This is a genomic window from Streptococcus mitis, assembly GCF_019929545.1.
GTDB lineage: Bacteria > Bacillota > Bacilli > Lactobacillales > Streptococcaceae > Streptococcus > Streptococcus mitis_BU.
Genome location: NZ_JAHZPT010000023.1, coordinates 1 through 19,253 on the forward strand (window position 1 = coordinate 1; position 19,253 = coordinate 19,253).

Annotated in this window: 16 protein-coding genes and 1 pseudogene; 3 read left to right on the forward strand and 14 right to left on the reverse strand. The window is 40.2% G+C overall.

All coding sequences use genetic code 11. The annotated features are described in order from the left end of the window. Window positions 1–64 precede the first annotated feature (64 nt). From K1I71_RS07020 to K1I71_RS07030, 3 genes are all read right to left on the reverse strand, one after another. Window positions 65–451 (reverse strand): hypothetical protein, encoded by a 387-nt coding sequence (locus K1I71_RS07020; protein ID WP_223330581.1) that lies wholly within the window; start codon window positions 449–451, stop codon window positions 65–67. A gap of 198 nt (window positions 452–649) precedes the next feature. Continuing rightward, entirely contained in the window at window positions 650–1,828 is a 1,179-nt protein-coding gene (locus tag K1I71_RS07025) for an N-acetylmuramoyl-L-alanine amidase family protein (protein ID WP_223330582.1), read from the reverse strand. Between the two features lie 88 nt (window positions 1,829–1,916). Next, window positions 1,917–3,098: an N-acetylmuramoyl-L-alanine amidase family protein gene (locus tag K1I71_RS07030; RefSeq protein WP_223330583.1), complete on the reverse strand. Its 1,182-nt coding sequence runs from the start codon at window positions 3,096–3,098 to the stop codon at window positions 1,917–1,919. A gap of 197 nt (window positions 3,099–3,295) precedes the next feature. On the opposite strand from K1I71_RS07030, the gene K1I71_RS07035 reads away from it, so the two are divergent. Beyond that, window positions 3,296–4,171 (forward strand): helix-turn-helix domain-containing protein, encoded by an 876-nt coding sequence (locus tag K1I71_RS07035; RefSeq protein WP_001267147.1) that lies wholly within the window; start codon window positions 3,296–3,298, stop codon window positions 4,169–4,171. 81 nt (window positions 4,172–4,252) lie between these two features. On the opposite strand, the gene K1I71_RS07040 is transcribed toward K1I71_RS07035, so the two are convergent. The 5 genes from K1I71_RS07040 to K1I71_RS07060 form a co-directional block, all read right to left on the reverse strand. Next, the gene (locus K1I71_RS07040; protein ID WP_223330584.1) at window positions 4,253–5,443 is read right to left on the reverse strand and encodes an N-acetylmuramoyl-L-alanine amidase family protein; all 1,191 of its coding nucleotides are present in this window, start codon (window positions 5,441–5,443) and stop codon (window positions 4,253–4,255) included. 422 nt (window positions 5,444–5,865) lie between these two features. Further along, window positions 5,866–6,099: an acyl carrier protein gene (locus tag K1I71_RS07045; protein ID WP_000136446.1), complete on the reverse strand. Its 234-nt coding sequence runs from the start codon at window positions 6,097–6,099 to the stop codon at window positions 5,866–5,868. Between the two features lie 5 nt (window positions 6,100–6,104). Next, the gene (plsX, locus tag K1I71_RS07050) at window positions 6,105–7,097 is read right to left on the reverse strand and encodes a phosphate acyltransferase PlsX (RefSeq protein ID WP_000717441.1); all 993 of its coding nucleotides are present in this window, start codon (window positions 7,095–7,097) and stop codon (window positions 6,105–6,107) included. Beyond that, window positions 7,094–7,864 (reverse strand): DNA repair protein RecO, encoded by a 771-nt coding sequence (gene recO / locus K1I71_RS07055; RefSeq protein WP_223330585.1) that lies wholly within the window; start codon window positions 7,862–7,864, stop codon window positions 7,094–7,096. Before recO ends, plsX begins: the two co-directional genes overlap by 4 nt. Next, window positions 7,861–9,030, reverse strand: coding sequence for a pyridoxal phosphate-dependent aminotransferase (locus K1I71_RS07060; RefSeq protein ID WP_223330586.1), 1,170 nt, complete (start codon window positions 9,028–9,030; stop codon window positions 7,861–7,863). Before K1I71_RS07060 ends, recO begins: the two co-directional genes overlap by 4 nt. Before the next feature lie 148 nt (window positions 9,031–9,178). On the opposite strand from K1I71_RS07060, the gene K1I71_RS07065 reads away from it, so the two are divergent. Then, window positions 9,179–10,189, forward strand: coding sequence for a YeiH family protein (locus tag K1I71_RS07065; protein WP_223330587.1), 1,011 nt, complete (start codon window positions 9,179–9,181; stop codon window positions 10,187–10,189). A gap of 177 nt (window positions 10,190–10,366) precedes the next feature. Here the strand turns inward: K1I71_RS07065 and K1I71_RS07070 are convergent, their stop codons facing one another. Continuing rightward, window positions 10,367–10,804, reverse strand: coding sequence for a CoA-binding protein (locus K1I71_RS07070; RefSeq protein WP_223330588.1), 438 nt, complete (start codon window positions 10,802–10,804; stop codon window positions 10,367–10,369). An 84-nt stretch (window positions 10,805–10,888) separates the two neighbouring features. Next, window positions 10,889–13,522, reverse strand: coding sequence for a DNA polymerase I (gene polA / locus K1I71_RS07075; RefSeq protein WP_223330589.1), 2,634 nt, complete (start codon window positions 13,520–13,522; stop codon window positions 10,889–10,891). Between the two features lie 147 nt (window positions 13,523–13,669). Between polA and K1I71_RS07080 the strand changes: the two genes are divergently transcribed. Continuing rightward, window positions 13,670–14,569, forward strand: a complete 900-nt coding sequence (locus tag K1I71_RS07080) for an Rpn family recombination-promoting nuclease/putative transposase (RefSeq protein ID WP_223330590.1) — start codon at window positions 13,670–13,672, stop codon at window positions 14,567–14,569. A gap of 136 nt (window positions 14,570–14,705) precedes the next feature. On the opposite strand, the gene K1I71_RS07085 is transcribed toward K1I71_RS07080, so the two are convergent. The 4 genes and pseudogenes from K1I71_RS07085 to K1I71_RS07100 form a co-directional block, all read right to left on the reverse strand. Continuing rightward, the gene (locus K1I71_RS07085) at window positions 14,706–16,028 is read right to left on the reverse strand and encodes an LPXTG cell wall anchor domain-containing protein (RefSeq protein ID WP_223330591.1); all 1,323 of its coding nucleotides are present in this window, start codon (window positions 16,026–16,028) and stop codon (window positions 14,706–14,708) included. Between the two features lie 128 nt (window positions 16,029–16,156). Continuing rightward, on the reverse strand, window positions 16,157–17,569 hold the full coding sequence (locus tag K1I71_RS09575; protein ID WP_317628056.1) for a nucleoside triphosphate hydrolase: 1,413 nt from the start codon (window positions 17,567–17,569) through the stop codon (window positions 16,157–16,159). Window positions 17,570–17,606: 37 nt separating this feature from the next. Further along, window positions 17,607–18,587 (reverse strand): hypothetical protein, encoded by a 981-nt coding sequence (locus tag K1I71_RS09580; RefSeq protein ID WP_312023121.1) that lies wholly within the window; start codon window positions 18,585–18,587, stop codon window positions 17,607–17,609. A 101-nt stretch (window positions 18,588–18,688) separates the two neighbouring features. Then, window positions 18,689–18,991 (reverse strand): annotated as a pseudogene (locus K1I71_RS07100) (hypothetical protein); the annotation flags it as partial. Window positions 18,992–19,253 lie beyond the last annotated feature (262 nt).

Sequence of the window (19,253 nt, forward strand, 5' to 3'; positions counted from 1 at the left end):
TGAATGTGCCAACTAAATGAGACACATACAGTTGATTTTTTCTTTTGTGATAAGAGTGGAGTTTTTAGAGGTGCCCAGATATATATAAAGTAGAAAACGAATCTACGAAACAACAATGCTCACCAGATAATACACGAATCCAAATTGTCAAAAATAAATAACGAATACTTTGAAAGAAGAGAAAAAGATACAGAGAAAGAAAAAGAGATTCCCCTTTTCCCTTGTGCAATACTAATAAAAAAATACAGTAAAAGAAGAGAAGAACTCCTATATGAAATAATTCTCCAAATGTTTGACGAGCAGATAAACTAATTAAAAATATAAGTATCCAATAACGTTTTTTATAAAATTCTGGGGAAATTTGAGCACCCAAATAAATAGTAGGCACCATGGTTGAAACGACTACCAACAGAATATATAGCACAGAAACTAAGAATTCTAAAATAATCATAGAATAAAACGACTCCTAATTTATTTAAGCGAAATAATATTTATCTCCCCGATACAACTCTCTAGTTTTTCATACTTTCTGAAAAACAATACATCCACAAAAGGCTTTAGTTTCTTTTAAAATACAAGAAATCTAAAGCCTCTTGAAAATGATTTGCACGTTTTAATTTTATATTCGTTGTGAAGATTGCTTATCTATTTATTTTACCACAAGAACCTTGTAATATTCATACTTATTTGGCTGTGTAATCTTAATTTTTTGACCATAGAAACCATCGATTTCTTTGTCAAAATAATCTGAAAATCTTGATGGCAAGCGTTTCATCTTAAGAACCTCACCAGATTGGTCTGAATATACAAGTAAGTGATGGTGGGTTGTAGCCATACCATCATCAATCAGTACAAAGTAACCTGTTTTGAGCTTACCTTGTCCATTATCTAAATAGTATAGTTTATTGTTATTGATTGTGAAGTTATCCAATCGAAGTCGTACACCTGGGTCTTCTAGATAAAGATCATTGCCAACTTTTTTGATTTCTGATCTAGTTGTCATCTCTGGAAGTGGTAATACTCTACGACCATCTGCTCCAAAGTAATATCGACCTGGTAGATTTTGGAAATTACGAATGACAGCTTTAGGATCAATTTCTTGTCCTTCTTCTTTATTATCTACTAAAGCTAAGGTTGTATTTGCAACCTCATCCCCATATTTGTCGGAAAACTTCTTGAACTCAGGTTTGATGTACCAAGTGTTTTTATCCACGATAACATCAGTAAAGTTATTTCCGTCAAATTTTGCTGTAATCAGATATTCATATCCATCGCCTAAACGAACAATGTCACCATGTTTATAAGGGCTATTTTGTAAAGTGAACATATGGCCATCCTTGCTGAGAATATAGCCTGTCCCATCACTAGAATTTACAACTCTATCAGAGGCCATTGCACCTGATTGTTCAAAATAATACCAATTACCATTTATGAACTCCCAACCTGTCATCATAGCACCACTAAAATGAAGATAGTACCAAGTAGACCCTTCTTTGTACCAACCAGTGCGCATAGCGCCACTATCTGCGAGTGAATACCATGTATTGCCTTCCTTGTACCAGCCAGTACGCATAGCACCACTATCTGCTAGTGAGTACCATGTATCACCGTCTTTGAGCCAGCCTGTCTGCATGTTACCAGAAGCATCGAAGTGATACCAAGAACCAGCGTTTTGTACCCATTTATTTTTAGCTAAGCTTCCATCTTGAGAAAGATTCCAGTCAGCGCCATTTTTAACCCAAGTATCTGTAGCCTGTGCTTGATTGATTGACAAAAGCAGACCAGCACCTGCAAGCAAACCAAGTGTAAGTAGTTTAGATTTTTTCATAGCCATTTTCTCCTATTCTATAGCGAAATGAACATGACTTCCTAGTATACAAAGCTGTTCGCTTTTTCGTTTTACTCTGTCAGACGTCTTATTTCACAACAGAAACATTTCCTGTCTTACTATCGATTTTAACAGTTTGACCGTAGAAACCGTCAATTTCTTTATTAAGATAATCTGAAATTCCTGTTGGCAATCGTTTCATTTTAAGAATTTCACCAGATTGGTCTGCATAAACAAGAATATGATAGTGATGATAGCTTGGTCTATCATCAATCAATGCAAAATAACCTGTTTTGAGTTTGCCATTATCACCATCTAAATAGTATAGTTTATTATTATTGATTGTGAAGCTGGTAGCTCCAAGAAAAAGTCGTGCACCCGGATTTTCTAGATAGACATCATTTCCAACTTTTTTAATCTCTGAATAGGTGGTCATTTCTGGTAAATTTGTTACGCGACGACCATCTGCCCCAAAGTAATACCTGTTTGGTAAGTTTTGGAAATTTTTCACGACAGCTTTAGGATTAATTTCTTGTCCTTCTTCCGTATTATCTACTAAAGCCAACATCGTATTGGAAACTTTATCTCCATATTTATCAGAAAACTTCTTAAATTCAGGTTTTATGTACCAAGCATTTTTTTCAACAATGACTCCATCTTTTCTATGAATAAGATGATAATCATACCCATCAGACAAAGTAACAATATTTGTGATAATTGTATCATCCGCTTGAGATTGTTCAACCTGACTTGGGAGTTTGGTTAACAGATATCCATCCTTACCAATGACATAACTTTCCCCATCACTGGCTGGAACAGCTCTGTCTGCGACCATTGCACCTGATTTTTCAAAGTAAGACCATTGACCATTTGCAGTTGCCCATCCTGTTGCCATAGCGCCACTACCTTTGAGGTAGTACCAAGTAGACCCTTCTTTGTACCAACCTGTACGCATAGCCCCACTATTTGCGAGTGAGTACCATGTATTGCCTTCCTTGTACCAGCCAGTACGCATGGCGCCACTATCTGCGAGCGAATACCAAGTGTTACCATCTTTGAGCCAGCCTGTCTGCATTTTACCAGAAGCGTCAAAGTGGTACCAAGAGCCAGCATTTTGCACCCATTTATTTTTAGCTAAGCTTCCATCTTGAGAAAGATTCCAGTCAGCGCCATTTTTAACCCAAGTATCTGCAGCCTGTACTTGATTGATAGATAAAAGTAGACCAGCACCTGCAAGCAGACCAAGTGTGAGTAGTTTAGATTTTTTCATAGCCATTTCCTCCTTTATTGAATAGTTATAAAAAGATATTTTTCCATCATAAACATTCTACATAACTCCTAATAATCCTTAAGAGTCAACCAACACCTTCTTTCTATCATCATTGCCCACCCCACACCTTTATGATATACTAAATATAAATATTTTCCTAAAACTTCTACTTTTGGAACATTTTTGGAGGCAAAAATATGCGGTGGGATATTGGTTCAGTTTATAAATACATTCGTAAGTCAAAAGGGATTACACAAAATGAGGTCTGTGGTGACTACATTACTCATTCTAACTTATCTAAGTTTGAAAATAATCATTCTACTCCTAGGTATGATACTATGGAGTTGCTTTTGAGGCAAATTGATATGAGTTTCGATGAATTTCATTATATTTGTCAACATTACCAAATGGATTCTCGTAAGAAATTATTTTCAGAATATTATCAAGTCATTTCTTCACCTAATCTAGAAGAAATGAAGACATTGCTATCAAAATGTCAAATTTATCTAGATGAAGTGCAGAATGATATCCCAATAGAACATGCTGTGAAAGAACTAACCATTTTTATAGAAGTGATTGAAAATCAGTTTTCCGATAAAGCCCAAGCCTTGGCTGAGGAGTTATGGAAAGAATTGGAAAAAAGAGATCAGTGGTTCCTCTCAGATTTACGATTGCTAGTGATGATCATTTTCCATTTCCCTATTGATTCACTAGAAATGCTACGTCAAAGACTTGTAAAATCTCTAAATAAATACACAGATTATCGTCCAATTCAAAGTATTCATTACTCCATTCTAGCCAATATGACACGAATGTACCTTGAAGCAGGGAAGAAAGATGACTGTCTATGCTTAATTCAAGAATGTCTTGATTTAGCAAAAATATTGAAACGATACGATTTATTAGGTGTAGCTCAAGTACGTCTGGGAATTGTTAATGAAGATCATACTATGATTAATAAAGGATTATCCTTACTCGAATCAACAGATGAAAGTCGATTACTAGAAGAAATGAAAAGAGAAGTTAGTGATTATTATCAAGCAGATTTTTTTGAAACAGAGACCAAACAGTAACTATTACTTTATGAATAAAAGCGAACATGACTTCCTAGTATACAAAGCTGTTCGCTTTTTCGTTTTACTCTGTCAGATAGTTTATTTCACAACAGAAACATTTCCTGTTGAACTGTCGTATCGAACAGTTTCTCCATAAAAACCGGAAATTCCTTTTTCAATATAATCACGGAAATCATTAGGCAAAACTTTCATCTTCACGATTTCACCAGATTCATCTGCATAGCCCAAAATATGGTGATCTTTAGATAATAATCCGTCCATAAACATTGTATAATATCCAGTTACAAGTTTACCATTATCATCATTGGCAGCTCTTAGATAAAGTTTATTGTCATTAATTGTCAATCCAGATGAGTCTAGACTAATAACTGGACTTGAGTTTTTAAGATAAAGTTCAGATCCAACTTTTTGAATAGGGAAGTGAGTAGTGAATTCTGGTAGATTCGCAACCTTACGTCCATCTGCTCCAAAGTAATACTTATTTGGTAAGTTTTGGAAATTCTTTATGACAGCTTTAGGATCAATTTCTTCCCCTGGTTTTTTATTATCAGTAATTGCATCTAAAGTATTTCGTTTTATATCGCCAATCTTTTGATAAGAAAAACGTTCAACAATAGGTTTGATATACCAGGCATTCTTTTCGATAACAACTCCATCTTTCTTATGAACAAGGTGATAGTCATAACCATCAGACAAAGTAACGATATCTGTAATAACTGTATCATCAAAAGGATCTTGTTCAACCTGACTTGGGAGTTTGGTTAACATATAACCATCCTTACCAATGACATAACTTTCCCCATCGCTTGCTGGAACAGCTCTATCTGCTACCATAGCACCTGATTTTTCAAAGTAAGACCATTGACCATTTGCAGTCGCCCATCCTGTTGCCATAGCGCCACTGTCTTTTAGGTAGTACCAAGTAGCCCCTTCTTTGTACCAACCTGTGCGCATAGCACCACTATTTGCGAGTGAGTACCAGGTGTTACCTTCCTTGTACCAGCCTGTGCGCATAGCACCACTATCTGCTAGTGAATACCAGGTGTTACCATCTTTGAGCCAGCCTGTCTGCATTTTACCAGAACCGTCAAAGTGGTACCAAGAGCCAGCATTTTGTACCCATTTGTTTTTAGCGAGGCTGCCATCTTGAGAAAGATTCCAGTCAGAACCATTTTTAACCCAAGTATCTGCAGCCTGTACTTGATTGATAGATAAAAGTAGACCAGCACCTACAAGTAAACCAAATGTGAGTAGTTTAGATTTTTTCATAGCCATTTCCTCCTAAAATAGATAAATCCAAAGCAAGAAAATCCAATAGAAACGAAGTCAAAATAGAACTCCTAAAATTTCCAAGAACAAAAGATAGAGACTAGTTTATCAAAAGCACATAGCCATCACCTTCCCCCAACTATAAAATAAATCCTTTTTTATATCTACATTATAGTCCTGTAAAAAAGGAAAGTCAATTAAAATTGTGACTATATTAACAATTTCATTCTAGCAGAAACTCATTGATATTTTCATTTGATCTTTATTTCTTATTTCCTTTTTGGAGATTGATTTTTCTGACTACATTATATCCTTTATTTGTCCCCATATCTCTCCTGTCCCTAGAAAGACTAAATCTGTTCCTAAACGGTCACTTGAACCAAAGAAAAATTCCAAAGCAAATGCCTTGGAACTTCTTATCTTTATTTTCCTTGAATGATTTTAACCACATCTCCTACACTTTGGAGTTGGTCAATTTCCTCATCACTGATTTCGATATTAAATTCATCTTCCAGAGTCAAGATAAACTCCATCAAGTCCACTGAGTCGGCATCCAAATCGTCTTTCAGACTCAAGGATTCTGTCACGACAAAGTCCTCTCCCTGTCGCTCTTGGATAATGGTCACAATACGGTCAAAAATTTCTTTTTCTGTCATCTCTTTTATTCTCCTGAAAATTCACGCGCAGTCTGGGCAACTACGTCTGTTTCTAGCATGGTACGAATCTGGCGAATCGTACTATACACAGCCTTGGCATCACTTGAGCCATGAGTCTTGACAACAGGTGCCTTAACACCAAACAAGACCGCTCCACCAACATCTGAGTAGTTGAGCTGTTTTTTCAAACCTCTGAGGCTATCCTTGAGAAGGAGTGCGCCTAGTTTCGCTCGAAGACCACCACCTGTAATAGCTGTCTTGAGCAAGCCCATGATTCCCATGGCTGTCCCTTCAATGGATTTGAGCACAGCGTTTCCCGTGAAACCATCTGCCACAACAACATCTGCAACGCCATTCATCAAATCACGCGCTTCCACGTTTCCGATAAAGTTTAAACTTTCATCAGCCGCCAGTAATTCATAGGTTTCCTTACGAAGCGGGTCGCCCTTGCTACTCTCTGTTCCGTTATTGAGCAAGCCAACGCGTGGTTGCGCAATTCCACGGACATTTTTAGCATAGAAAGAACCTAGAACCGCGTATTGATGGAGGTGCTGGGCTGTATTTTCCGCATTGGCACCGAGGTCTAGCATGTCAAAACCTCTCCCATCTACAGTCGGCAAGGTTGACATAAGTCCAGGACGATCGATGTTCTTGATACGACCCACGATGAAAAATCCTGCTGCTAGTAAAGCACCTGTATTCCCAGCTGAGAGAACAGCGTCTGCTTCGCCTTCTTTGACAGCCTTGGCTGCCAAGACCATACTGGCATTTTTCTTCTTCCGAATAGCTCTCGTAGGTTCATCGTCTGAATCAATCTTCTCATCCGTATGGATAATGCTGACGCGCTCTGTCGCTGTCAGATATTGCTTGATTTTAGCTTCATCTCCGTAGAGTTGAACCTCGATATCTGAAAAGTCAGCTAGGGCTTGATTGACACCCTCAACGATGGCCTGAGGTGCGTAATCGCCTCCCATGGCATCTACTGCGATTTTTTTCATTTCTTTTCCTCTTTTAGTAATTGTCCCCAGTCGGATAGGGAATCAATAAATTTCTTTGATTTTAGGTGAATCCCAACGTACTCTTCGTAGAGTTGATCCATAAATTGGCGTAGCTCTTGCTTGATTTCAGGCTTGAGAGAAATGGTCTCCAAGGTCTCAAAATCAATAGCTTGAAATTGATTGAGCAGATAAGGGATATTGGGATTGAGATGGCAACGTCTCTCATCTTCATGATAATGATCTGGACAGAGGCAGGCTCCAAATTTGAAAGAAAAGTCAAAAGCCTGACCAACCCGATGACAAAAGACACACTCATTAAAATTGAGGCTGATCCCAAATCGAGTCAAGATTTGAATTTCAAAAATATTGGTCAAAACCTGATAATCCAAGCCCGCTTCCATCAACTCCAAGGTCTTTTGCAAAAAAGCAAACAAGGGAGCATCCTGCTGATTGTCCTGCAAACTAGCATCTGCAAGAGCTGCCACATAGGTCGCATAAGCCATGACAAAGAGGTCACTATTAATCTTGGGAAAGGTCATCACCTCATGATAGTCCTCAATGTAGCTAAGCCCGTCATCATTTATTCGTAAGAGAAATCGTGCCAGCACCAAGGGCTGAATAACAGGAGCCAACTTAGACTGACCAGCGTGTTTGACAAAAAACATGCGTTTGCCAGCCTGCTCTGTAAAAATCTTGACTAGCTTATCATCCTCACGAAAATTGCGATTGTAGAGCACCAAGCCTTGACTCGTGATAGACTGAATCATGCTTCTCTCATGTACTCCTCAAGTCGTTTCATAGCTTCTTTGATAGTCTCCATGCTGGCTGCATAAGATAGGCGAACATAACCTTCCCCATAACGCCCAAAGGCTGCACCAGGGATAAAGGCAACAGCCTTCTTCTGAGCAAAATCCTTCAGAAAAGCGAAAGAATCTTGATTATATCCTGCTGGAATCTTAGCAAAGATATAGAAGGCACCGTCTGGTTTGATAATCTCAAAACCAAGAGCAGTCATTTTCTCGATAATATAATCTCGACGCTGGATGTATTCCTTCTTCATAGGTTCCGCATCATTTTTACCAGCCGTCAAGGCTTCTACCGCAGCATGTTGAGCCATGGTATTTGCGGCAGTCACCAAGTACTGGTGACTCTTGATTAACTGGGCTGTGAAGGCCGCATGAGCGAAAATCAGCCCCAAACGCCAACCTGTCATGGCATGTGATTTAGATAGACCATTGATAATAATAGCCTGATCTCTCAACATAGTTCCCAGAGACACATGGGCTTCGCCTGTGTAGGTCAATTCTGAGTAAACCTCATCACAGACAACAAAAATCTCATACTTGCGTAAAACAGCTGCCAAGGCCTCCAATTGTTCCCGACTGTAGGTAATTCCTGTCGGATTGGCTGGATAGTTGAGAATAACCGCCTTGAGCTTGTCACCCTGCTCCAAAATGGCCTTCTCCAACATTTCAGGAGTCAAGACAAAACCATTTTCAGTTGTGTCAATCTCGACAATCTCTGCCCCAACTAGATTGACAATCGGTTCATAACCTGGATAGGCAGGAGCTGGCAAAAGTACCTTGTCTCCCTCTTCCAAAATAGCCGTCAAAGTAGCAGATAAAGCCTCTGTCGCCCCAATTGTAACCAAGATTTCATTTTCAGGAGCATAGTCCAGTTGGTACTTTTCCTTAACAAAGTCACTGGCCGCCTGACGTAGAGTCAGCAGACCACTCATCCCTGTATAGTAGGATTGGTTCTGATCAATCGCTCGCTTGGCCGCCTCCTTGATATGATCTGGCGTTGTAAAATCAGGCTCCCCCAAGGTCAAACGCAAGACCCCAGGAATCTCCGAAATAGCCTGGTCAAATTGACGAATCAACGAAACTTGAATCTTATCTAACTGTTTATTAAAGCGCTTAGTTAAGTCCATAGATACCTCCTACTTTCAAAACGTATCTCTATTATACTACAAAAGCCCCCCGACCGCAAAAATACATGATAGAATAGCTTTCCACTTTCTATTTTACTTTTCCTCTTTACAGGTCTATAATGGTAACAGATTCTATTTGGAGGTTTTTATGTCATTTCTATCAAAAAATGGAGCAGGCATCTTGGCCTGCCTTCTGATTTCACTACTTGCTTGGTATCTAGGCGGATTCTTCCCTGTGATTGGCGCACCCGTCTTTGCGATTTTCATAGGCATGCTCCTACATCCCTTTCTCTCGTCTCATAAACAACTGGATGCTGGATTGACCTTTAGTTCCAAAAAATTGCTCCAGTATGCCGTTATCTTGCTTGGTTTTGGTCTCAATATCTCGCAGGTCTTTGCAGTCGGACAATCTTCACTCCCTGTCATCCTGTCCACCATCTCAATAGCCTTGATTGTTGCCTACCTCTTCCAGCGCTTCTTTGCACTGGACACAAAACTGGCTACCTTGATTGGAGTGGGTTCTTCTATCTGTGGTGGTTCTGCCATTGCGGCGACAGCGCCCGTTATCCATGCCAAGGAAAAGGAAGTAGCCCAAGCCATCTCCGTTATCTTTTTCTTCAATGTCTTGGCTGCACTCATCTTTCCAACCCTCGGCATCTGGCTTCATCTATCCAATGAAGGCTTCGCCCTCTTTGCAGGAACTGCGGTCAATGATACTTCCTCTGTAACCGCCACAGCCAGCGCCTGGGACAGTCTCTACCAGACCAATACCCTCGAATCCGCAACCATTGTCAAACTCACACGTACTCTGGCTATCATCCCCATCACTCTCTTTCTCTCCTATTGGCAAAGTCGTGAACAAAAAAATAAGCAAGGCTTGCAACTGAAAAAAGTCTTCCCACTTTTTATCCTTTACTTTATCCTCGCATCTCTCCTAACCACCCTACTGACCTCTCTCGGTGTGTCCAGTAGTTTCTTTACCCCTCTCAAACAACTCTCCAAATTTCTCATTATCATGGCCATGAGTGCTATCGGACTCAAAACAAATCTGGTCGCTATGGTCAAATCCAGCGGAAAATCCATTGTTCTCGGAGCCATCTGCTGGATTGCCATCATCCTCACTAGTCTTGGTATGCAGACCCTTATCGGCATTTTCTAATACTCTTCGAAAATCTCTTCAAACCACGTCAACGTCGCCTTGCCGTATATATGTGACTGACTTCGTCAGTCTTATCTACAACCTCAAAACTGTGTTTTGAGCTGACTTCGTCAGTTCTATCTGTAACCTCAAAATAGTGTTTTGAGCAACCTGCGGCTAGTTTGCTCTTTGATTTTCTTATGCTTCCTCAATCAAGCGTGTATGTTCTCTCTTGATGCAACGATTCATCACGATGTCATCGCATCCACCAGCACGCAAGAGTTCTTCCGCCTCTAGACTTTCAAGTCCTAGCTGTGCCCAAAAAATCTTAGCATCAGCCTTGAGAAAATCACGCGCCACATCTGGCAAAAACTCACTGCGCCGGTAAACATTAACAATATCTACAGGAAAAGGAATCTCAGCGAGGCTGGCATAAGCCTTTTCACCCAAGATTTCGCCACCTGCCGCCTTGGGATTGACAGGGATAATTTTATAACCCCGAGCCTGCATTTCCTTGGTCACTCGATTGCTGGTTGTTTCTTCACGGTCTGATAACCCCACCACAGCAAGGGTTTTACTCGTTGCCAGATACTGACGAATCACGCCATCACTTGGATTGATAAATTCTTGACTCATAGAAATCCTCCTTTTTCATCAGTATAGCACAATTTGAAAAGGCTTGCATAATTCTGCTACAAAAAAGGAGGACTAGCCCCCTTTTTATTTAGCCTCGTACCAGGTTGCCCCTTCATTTTCATCTGCGATAAGGGGAACACTGAGTTGAATGGCTTCTTCCATGGTTTGTTTGACCAATTTTTTCATCTCTGCCAATTCAGATTTAGGAACTTCAAGGACGATTTCATCATGCACTTGTAACAGCATCTTAGTCTGATAAGCACCTGTAACCAAGGCTTTATCCAGCTGAATCATGGCAATCTTGAGAATATCTGCTGCCGAACCCTGGATAGGTGAGTTGATGGCCGTTCGCTCTGCAAAACCACGAATATTAAAGTTGCGCGAATTAATATCTGGCAACTCACGACGACGCTTGAAGAGGGTCTCTACATAGCCCTTATCACGCGCCTCACGTACCACTTCATCCATGTAGTTTTTAATACCTGGAAAGCGTTCAAAGTAGGTATCAATGTAGGCTTTGGCTTCCTTACGGCTAATGCCTAAATTATTAGACAAACCAAAGTCTGAAATCCCGTAAACCACTCCAAAGTTGACAGCCTTGGCATTGCGACGGTCGTTTGCAGTCACATCCTCAGGACGCTCAATGCCAAAGACTCTCATGGCTGTCGAAGTATGGATGTCCGCTCCCTCTTGGAAGGCCTTAATCAAGTGCTCATCCTTAGAGATATGCGCCAAAACGCGCAATTCAATCTGTGAGTAGTCCGAACTAAGCAGTACACTATCCTCCCACTCGGGTACAAAAGCCTTACGAATGAGACGGCCCTGCTCCAAACGCACAGGAATATTTTGCAAGTTTGGATCCACACTAGACAGACGTCCAGTCTGGGTCAAATCCTGAACATAGCGAGTATGAATCTTGCCATCAGCCAAAATCCAGTCCTGCAAGCCAATTACATAAGTCGATTGGATCTTAGCAATCTGACGATAGTCTAGGATTTTCTTAACAATCGGAGCAATAGGAGCCAGGCGCTCCAAGACATCCACTGCTGTCGAATAACCTGTCTTGGTTTTCTTAGTGTATTCTAGAGGTAGCCCCAATTTTTCAAAGAGAAGCATGCCCAACTGCTTAGGCGAGTTGATATTAAACTCCTCACCAGCCAGTTCGTAAATCTCCTGAGTCAGTTTTTCAATAACAAGCTCATTTTCAGCCTGCATCTCAAGCAAGGTCTCTTTCTTGACCGTAATCCCAGCAATTTCCATCTTGGTAAGGACAAAAGCCAGAGGTTGCTCCATATCATAAAGAAGCTCTAATTGCCCATTTTCGCTGAGTTTTTCAAGTAAAACAGGTTCTGTTTCGACCAAAACAGCAAGCTTACGAGCTAAATGCTCCAAGAATTTCTCACGTTCAGGAATGGCCTTCTTGACACCCTTACCATAGAAAGTCTCATCATCAACCAAGTAAGTCTGACCATAGAGACTCGCGATGGTCGCAATTTCATTGTCCTCCACAGTCGAAAGGAGGTATTTAGCCAAACGGCTATCAAAAGCAGGCGCCTGTAAATCCACACCCAAACGATTCAAGAGAACTTTGGCCTTCTTAAAGTCATAAACTCTCAGAGGTGTTTTTTCTAGAAAATCCTTGAAAATAGGCTCTTGCAAAAGCTCAAGTTTATCTGTAGCGTAAAGTTTATCCCCACAAGACCAAGCAAAACCAACCAAATCATCCGTATGGTAATTCTCACCAAAAAGCTCAAAATGGAAGATAGACTCTTCACTCAGCATATCTTGACTAATTTGGTCAACAATAGTAAAATCCAAACTTTCAGCCACATCGGCTGACGACACATTTAAAGCCTGTTTGAGCTGTTTGAAGCCCATCTCATCGTAGAATTTTCCAAGATTTTCCACATCTGGACCACTATAGACCAAATCCTTCAAACCAATCTCAATCGGTGCCTTGGTATCAATGGTCGCTAGTGTTTTAGACAAAAAGGCCTGTTCCTTATCATTGATGAGATTTTCCTTCATCTTAGAAGCCTTCATCCCATTGATATTCTCATAAATCCCCTCGAGTGAGCCATGCTCCAGCAAGAGCTTGATACCTGTCTTTTCACCAATTTTGGTTACTCCAGGGATATTATCCGACTTATCACCCATGAGCGCCTTGAGATCGATAAACTGCGTCGGTGTAATGCCCATCTTTTCCATGAGATAGTCTGGTGTAAAGGCCTCAAACTCAGCCACACCTTTCTTGGAAATCTCAACCACTGTATGCTCATCCGTCAGCTGAATCAAATCCTTGTCCCCACTGACAATGGTAATATCAAAACCATCCTGCTCTGCTAGCTTATCCAGTGTCCCAATGATGTCATCCGCCTCATACTGAGCTAACTCATAGTGACGAATCCCCATATGATCCAGCAACTCACGAATGAAAGGAAATTGCTCACGAAACTCATCAGGAGTCTTAGCCCGACCTCCCTTATAGTCCGCATACATCTCAGTACGGAAGGTGGTCTTTCCCGCATCAAAGGCCACCAAAATATGACTAGGCTCAACCCGCTCCAATAAATGACTCAACATCAACTGGAAACCATAAATCGCATTGGTATGCAAACCAGCCGCATTCTTAAAACGGTCCAACTGCTGATAGAGGGCAAAAAACGCCCGAAAAGCAACAGAAGACCCATCAATCAATAATAATTTTTTCTTATCCATACACCCATTATAAAGGAAAGCACCAAAAAATACCATTGAGAAGAGCGATACCCAATATTTTTCACACTTTTTCCGAATAAATAGATAGAGCCAAAGAATCCAGTAAACCTAGATTTGAAAATGTGCTATAATGAAAGGAGAAAGAGTATGGCATTACGTCATCCGGGCATCAGCCCAACCAATGACTTGGTTGCTAAGAAAATTTTCAGCAATCCAGAAATCACTTGTCAATTTATCCGTGATATGCTGGACTTGCCAGCCAAAAATGTAACGATTTTGGAGGGAAGTAACATTCACGTATTACCCTCCATCCCTTATTCAGCGCAGGATTTCTATACCAGTATAGACGTCTTGGCGGAGTTGGATAATGGAACGCAAGTAATTATTGAAATACAAGTACATCATCAGAATTTTTTCATCAATCGCCTGTGGGCTTACCTGTGCAGTCAGGTCAATCAAAATCTTGAAAAAATCCGCCAACGTGAAGGTGATACCCACCAGAGTTACAAACACATCGCACCAGTATATGCTATCGCTATTGTGGACAGCAATTATTTCCAAGATGACTTGGCTTTCCATAGCTTTAGTATGCGCGAGGACACGAGAGGTGAGGTCTTAACCATCACTAATAACGGTCAAGAAAACCATCTAGTCAAGATGGCGTTCTTGGAATTAAAAAAATACAGAGAAACCAGCAAAGACAAGGTTCGCAAACCGTGGTTGGAGTTTTTCGGGAACAAACCCTTTACCCAGCAACCCGAGCGAGCCATCAGCCAGGCAGACCAACTGCTGGACTACAAGAGCTGGTCCGAGGAGGACAGGAAGATGTTTAGTGAACTACGTATGCGTGAAGAACAAGCCTTGTTAGCACAGGATTATGCCTTGGAACAAGCTGAAGAAAAAGGCTTAGAGCGTGGGAAAGTTGAAGGAAGGGAAGAAGGGAAACTTTTTGCCTTCTTAGACATGGTTCGCCAAGGTATCCTGACTTCCGAGGTTGCCAGTCAGCAACTGGGCATGTCAGTTTCTGAGTTTGAGGCCTTGTTATAAGTTTATAAACATAAAAGTGAACAAAACTAAAACATCATTTTGTTCACTTTTTTCTTCTTTTCAACAGAACTCTCACTATAGCCCATATCACAAAAAGAGAAGGTCATAAATCCTTCTCTTTTATATCTTCAACTAATTAGTTTTTACGTTTTACAAATGGAAGGGCACCAAGGAGTAATCCTAGGAATCCTAATGATGCAACTGCTGCATTATCTTTACCACCAGTATTTGGAAGTTCTTTCTTATCTTCTGCTTTTGCAGCTGGGGCTTGGTAAGTGTTATCTTTGTTAGTAACTGCTACAGTTGGTGCAACTGCTGGTGTTGTAGCTGGAGCCTCTGCCGGTGTTGTAGCTGGAGTCCCTGCTGGTGTTGTAGCTGGAGTCCCTGCTGGTGTTGTAGCTGGAGCTTCTGCTGGTGTTGTAGCTGGAGTCCCTGCTGGTGTTGCAGCTGGAGTCCCTGCTGGTCTGTTAATAATATAACGATCACCTGGGTAAGGGCCACCATCATTTGGTAATTTAGGTTGCTCTGATTCAACATAAAGAGGAAGTTCTGGTTGTACAAGTGGTTCTACTCCATTTAATACAAGATCAAGTTCTTTTTCTGCCTCTGTTGTATCTTTTCCTTCAGCTTTTAATTTTGCAATATTACGTGTCGCCAAACGAACTTCTTCAGCTTCGCGATCTGCAACATATGAATAATAATCTTCATCTGCTTGATCCAATGCTTCCTCAGCATCTTTCAAATCTTGCTCAGCTTGTTTTAAAGTTTTCTCTGCTTCCTCTTTTGATTTAGGATCTTTTGCAGCTGCCAATTCCTCTTGAGCTGCTTTAACATTTTCTTTAGCTGATTCTACAGCTGCCTTAGCTTCTTCTCTGTTAGATTCAGCTTCTTTTTCATCATGATTAGCTGCAGCTAGTCTTTCTTCAGCATCTTTAACATCTGTTTTTTCTTCGTCTAAACGTTTGTTGATTTTATCTTGAGCATCAGCGTCAATCCCACCGTTTAATGGTTTAACTTCTGTTACTTCACCTGATTCGTTACGAACTAATTCAGCACCTGGGGCAGGTTTTGCATCTTTTACTTCTTGAGGTGCATAGTTTTCACCATATTTTCCTGCTTCTGCTTCATCTGATTCAGTCTTGCTAGCTTCTGCTAAATCTTTCAGTACATCTTCAGGTGTGATTTGTTTTTCATCAATAGCTTTTAATAAATCTTCTTTACCGATAGCTGCTTTAGCTTCTAAGATTGCTGCTTCTTTATCAGTAATTTTAGCATTTTCATTAATAGCTTTTTCAGCTTTTTTTTCTAAATCAGTGAAGTACTCAGCTACATCTTCTTTAGTTACAGCAGTTGAAGCTGCTTCTTCAGCCTTCACAACTGACGGGTGAGAAGCAAGGAAACCTGCTCCAAGAACTGCGACACTAGCCAAGCTAGCAGTAAGAAGTTTTTTCTTATCCATAAAGTATTTACCACCTTTAATATCTTTTTGCTGTCATTGTACCATTTTCTTTCGAAAAAATCAAGAAATAGAACTTCTATCAATAAAAAAGTAAGAGGAAATTCCTCTTACTTTCTGCATGATTCGTATTAGACCCATTCACCATTAGAATTAACAGTGTAACCATTGATAGTTGTACTTACTGCTAAGGCTCCTGATGAGTATGAGTAATACCATTTACCACCAACTTGGTACCAACCAGTCTTCATAGCACCTGATCCATCTAGATAATACCATGTTCCGCTTTGGTTTAGCCAACCTGTTTTCATAGCGCCTGAATTATTGAGGTAATACCAAGTTCCACCTTGGTTCAACCAACCTGTTTGCATGGCACCTGATCCATCTAGATAGTACCATACTCCATCAACTTTTTGCCAGCCTGTTTGCATGACCCCAGAAGCATCCAAATAGTACCATGAGCCATCTTTAACCCAACCTGTCTTCATGTTATCTTCCGCATCATAATAGTACCACTTACCATCAATTTTATTCCATCCTGGCTTGCTACTTGCACGATCCGCTAAACGATAAGTCACACCGTCAATAGTGACAGAACCTGTTTTACGTTCCCCTTCTAGAGTAAGATAATGATAAGCACCGTCACTATCTTTTACGAGACCAACTTTACGTTCTCCATCATTTGTAATATAGTACCATTTCTTATTTGTATCTTGAACGAGACCTGTTTTACGGCTACCGTCTGCCAATAAATAATACCACTTCTTATCAATCTGTTGAAGACCTGTTTGTTGAATCCCCTCTTTAACGTAGTAAATCTTCTCACCTTTTGCAATGATAGTAGTTGGTTTAGAACCATCATCAGTAATATAGTAATCCTTACCACCTTCATTGACCCAACCAGATTTCATAAGGCCATTTTCATCAAAGTAATAACGTTTATCTTTGATTTCTAAGATCCCAGTCTTCATAAAACCATTTTCATCAAAATAATAAGTCTTACCATCAACAGTCTGCCAACCTTTGACTAGATTATTATTAATATAAAGCTGGTATTTCCCAGAAACCGTTAACCATTTATACTCGTCTTTATCGATATTAGATCCTGTACTTGTATTTGCATTTGATCCAGTGTTGTTACCTGTGTTTGCACTTGAACCAGTGTTGTTACCTGTGTTTGCACTTGAACCAGTGTTGTTACCTGTGTTTGCACTTGAACCAGTTGTTGATGCTGAGTCTTTTACATAATAATGAACCCAAACTCTTCCACCATTATCAGGTTCACTACCAATATACTTATAACCTGGTATATCTTTAGGATCATTATACTTGTTATCACTATTAATTCCAGTAATAGAAGTTGCTCCATAAGCTCCACCTGAAACCTTATAGTCTGTGCGAGTAACGACAGATGGGTCTGCTGGTTTTGCTTTAGGTTCGACAGCATACACTGCATCTTGATTAGAAAGTGCTGCAGTCAAAGTACTAGCTCCAAGTAATGTTACACCTGCAGCACCTATTGCTAAAATATGTTTTGCTTTCATCTTTTTTACCTCTTTATCACTTATTCCGTGTATAATGTTACACCCACTCACCATTTGCATTTAGAGTATAGCCGTTAATCGTTGTATTTACTGCAAGAGCACCTGAACTATAGGCATAATACCACTTACCACCTGCTTGGAACCAACCAGTCACCAGATCACCAGAAGTATTTAGATAGTACCAGACACCATCTACTTTTGCCCAACCAGTAGCCATTGCACCATCGGAGTAGAGATAGTACCACTTGCCACCTTGATTTAACCAGCCAGTCTGCATAGAGCCAGCGCTATTAAGATAGTACCATTTACCAGAGATAAACTTCCAACCAGTTTGCATACTACCATCTGCCGCTAAGTAATACCAGCTACCATCATTTACCCAGCCAGTTTTCTTCACGCCATCTTGATCAAAGAAATACCACTTATCAGCGATATATTGCCAACCTGTAAGTTTCTCTTCCACTTTTTCTGTTCCAGTAACACTATCGTCTTTTACAAACCAATGTTTACGAACTCCTTGGTCAATCTTAGTTTCTACAAAACGATAACCTTTAAATGTACCATGTTCAACTTCTTCAGCTTTTTTGGCAGCATTAGCAGGAAGAAAAGCTTTTAATTCTCTACTAGTTCCATCTGATTCCATTACCAACCAAGAAGTCCCTTTGACTGTATCTTTAAATGGTTTTAAGATGTCAGGTTTTGCAGAAAGTCCATCTACCTTATCTCCCGTAACTGTCACTGCTGGCTTAAAGTAATGCTTTAATACAGTTCCATCTATTGAAGAAGTATCAAATTGATACCCTGAAAAAGTACCTGGAGAAGATGTTTCAGGTTTTGATGAATCGTAAGATTGCGCATTCTTTAAAATCTTTTCCTTTCCATCTTCCTGTTTTGTGACCCAAACAACTGTCTTATAAACATTTGTTTCCGAAGCTTTCACTTCAGTTACTCTAGCTCCAACAAGGGCAGTGCCTGCCAAGGTTGCACCTAATAAAATTTTCAACACTTTTGATTTCATTGGAAACCTCCTATTATTTTTAACCATTATAATACTTATACAAGATAAATGCAAGAAAAAACAGGAGATAACTCTCCTGTTTTATATTTCATGTATTAGGATTATACCCACTCACCGTTTGCGTTTACGTTGTAACCGTCAACAGTTGTGTTTACTGAAAGGGCACCTGAACCGTTTACATGGTACCATTTACCAGAAACTTCAAACCATTGGCTAGCTTTCATAGCACCTGTTGATTCAAGGAAGTACCATTTACCACCATCTTGCAACCAACCAGTTTGCATAGCACCTGATTTGTTTAGGAAGTACCAAGTTCCGTTAACGTTTACCCAACCAGTTTGCATTACACCTTTATCGTTTAGGTAGTACCAGTTGCCGTCAACTTGTTTCCAACCTGTAACAGCTGCAGCATTTTCGAAGTATTTCCAACCTTCAGCTGTTTGAGCCCAACCATATTGAGCAGCTGTAGTTTGGTTACCAATTTTTGCAGCACGATCGTCAAGTTTGTATGGCAACTCGATTGTTCCGTTAGTGTACAATGAACCAGCATATTGGTTACCAGCTTCAACAACGAGTTCGCCAACAAGTTCTACAGCTTCTTTAAAGTCAGTAGCTGTTTTAGCAACACGGTATTGAATCACTTCACCAGCTTTGAATACTGTTGGA

Excerpts from the sequence above, each read along its gene's own strand:
- K1I71_RS07020 (WP_223330581.1), bottom strand. The coding sequence starts at position 451 with ATGATTATTTTAGAATTCTTAGTTTCTGTGCTATATATTCTGTTGGTA.
- K1I71_RS07025 (WP_223330582.1), bottom strand. The coding sequence starts at position 1,828 with ATGAAAAAATCTAAACTACTTACACTTGGTTTGCTTGCAGGTGCTGGT.
- K1I71_RS07030 (WP_223330583.1), bottom strand. The coding sequence starts at position 3,098 with ATGAAAAAATCTAAACTACTCACACTTGGTCTGCTTGCAGGTGCTGGT.
- K1I71_RS07035 (WP_001267147.1), top strand. The coding sequence starts at position 3,296 with ATGCGGTGGGATATTGGTTCAGTTTATAAATACATTCGTAAGTCAAAA.
- K1I71_RS07040 (WP_223330584.1), bottom strand. The coding sequence starts at position 5,443 with ATGAAAAAATCTAAACTACTCACATTTGGTTTACTTGTAGGTGCTGGT.
- K1I71_RS07045 (WP_000136446.1), bottom strand. The coding sequence starts at position 6,099 with ATGACAGAAAAAGAAATTTTTGACCGTATTGTGACCATTATCCAAGAG.
- plsX (WP_000717441.1), bottom strand. The coding sequence starts at position 7,097 with ATGAAAAAAATCGCAGTAGATGCCATGGGAGGCGATTACGCACCTCAG.
- recO (WP_223330585.1), bottom strand. The coding sequence starts at position 7,864 with ATGATTCAGTCTATCACGAGTCAAGGCTTGGTGCTCTACAATCGCAAT.
- K1I71_RS07060 (WP_223330586.1), bottom strand. The coding sequence starts at position 9,030 with ATGGACTTAACTAAGCGCTTTAATAAACAGTTAGATAAGATTCAAGTT.
- K1I71_RS07065 (WP_223330587.1), top strand. The coding sequence starts at position 9,179 with ATGTCATTTCTATCAAAAAATGGAGCAGGCATCTTGGCCTGCCTTCTG.
- K1I71_RS07070 (WP_223330588.1), bottom strand. The coding sequence starts at position 10,804 with ATGAGTCAAGAATTTATCAATCCAAGTGATGGCGTGATTCGTCAGTAT.
- polA (WP_223330589.1), bottom strand. The coding sequence starts at position 13,522 with ATGGATAAGAAAAAATTATTATTGATTGATGGGTCTTCTGTTGCTTTT.
- K1I71_RS07080 (WP_223330590.1), top strand. The coding sequence starts at position 13,670 with ATGGCATTACGTCATCCGGGCATCAGCCCAACCAATGACTTGGTTGCT.
- K1I71_RS07085 (WP_223330591.1), bottom strand. The coding sequence starts at position 16,028 with ATGGATAAGAAAAAACTTCTTACTGCTAGCTTGGCTAGTGTCGCAGTT.
- K1I71_RS09575 (WP_317628056.1), bottom strand. The coding sequence starts at position 17,569 with ATGAAAGCAAAACATATTTTAGCAATAGGTGCTGCAGGTGTAACATTA.
- K1I71_RS09580 (WP_312023121.1), bottom strand. The coding sequence starts at position 18,587 with ATGAAATCAAAAGTGTTGAAAATTTTATTAGGTGCAACCTTGGCAGGC.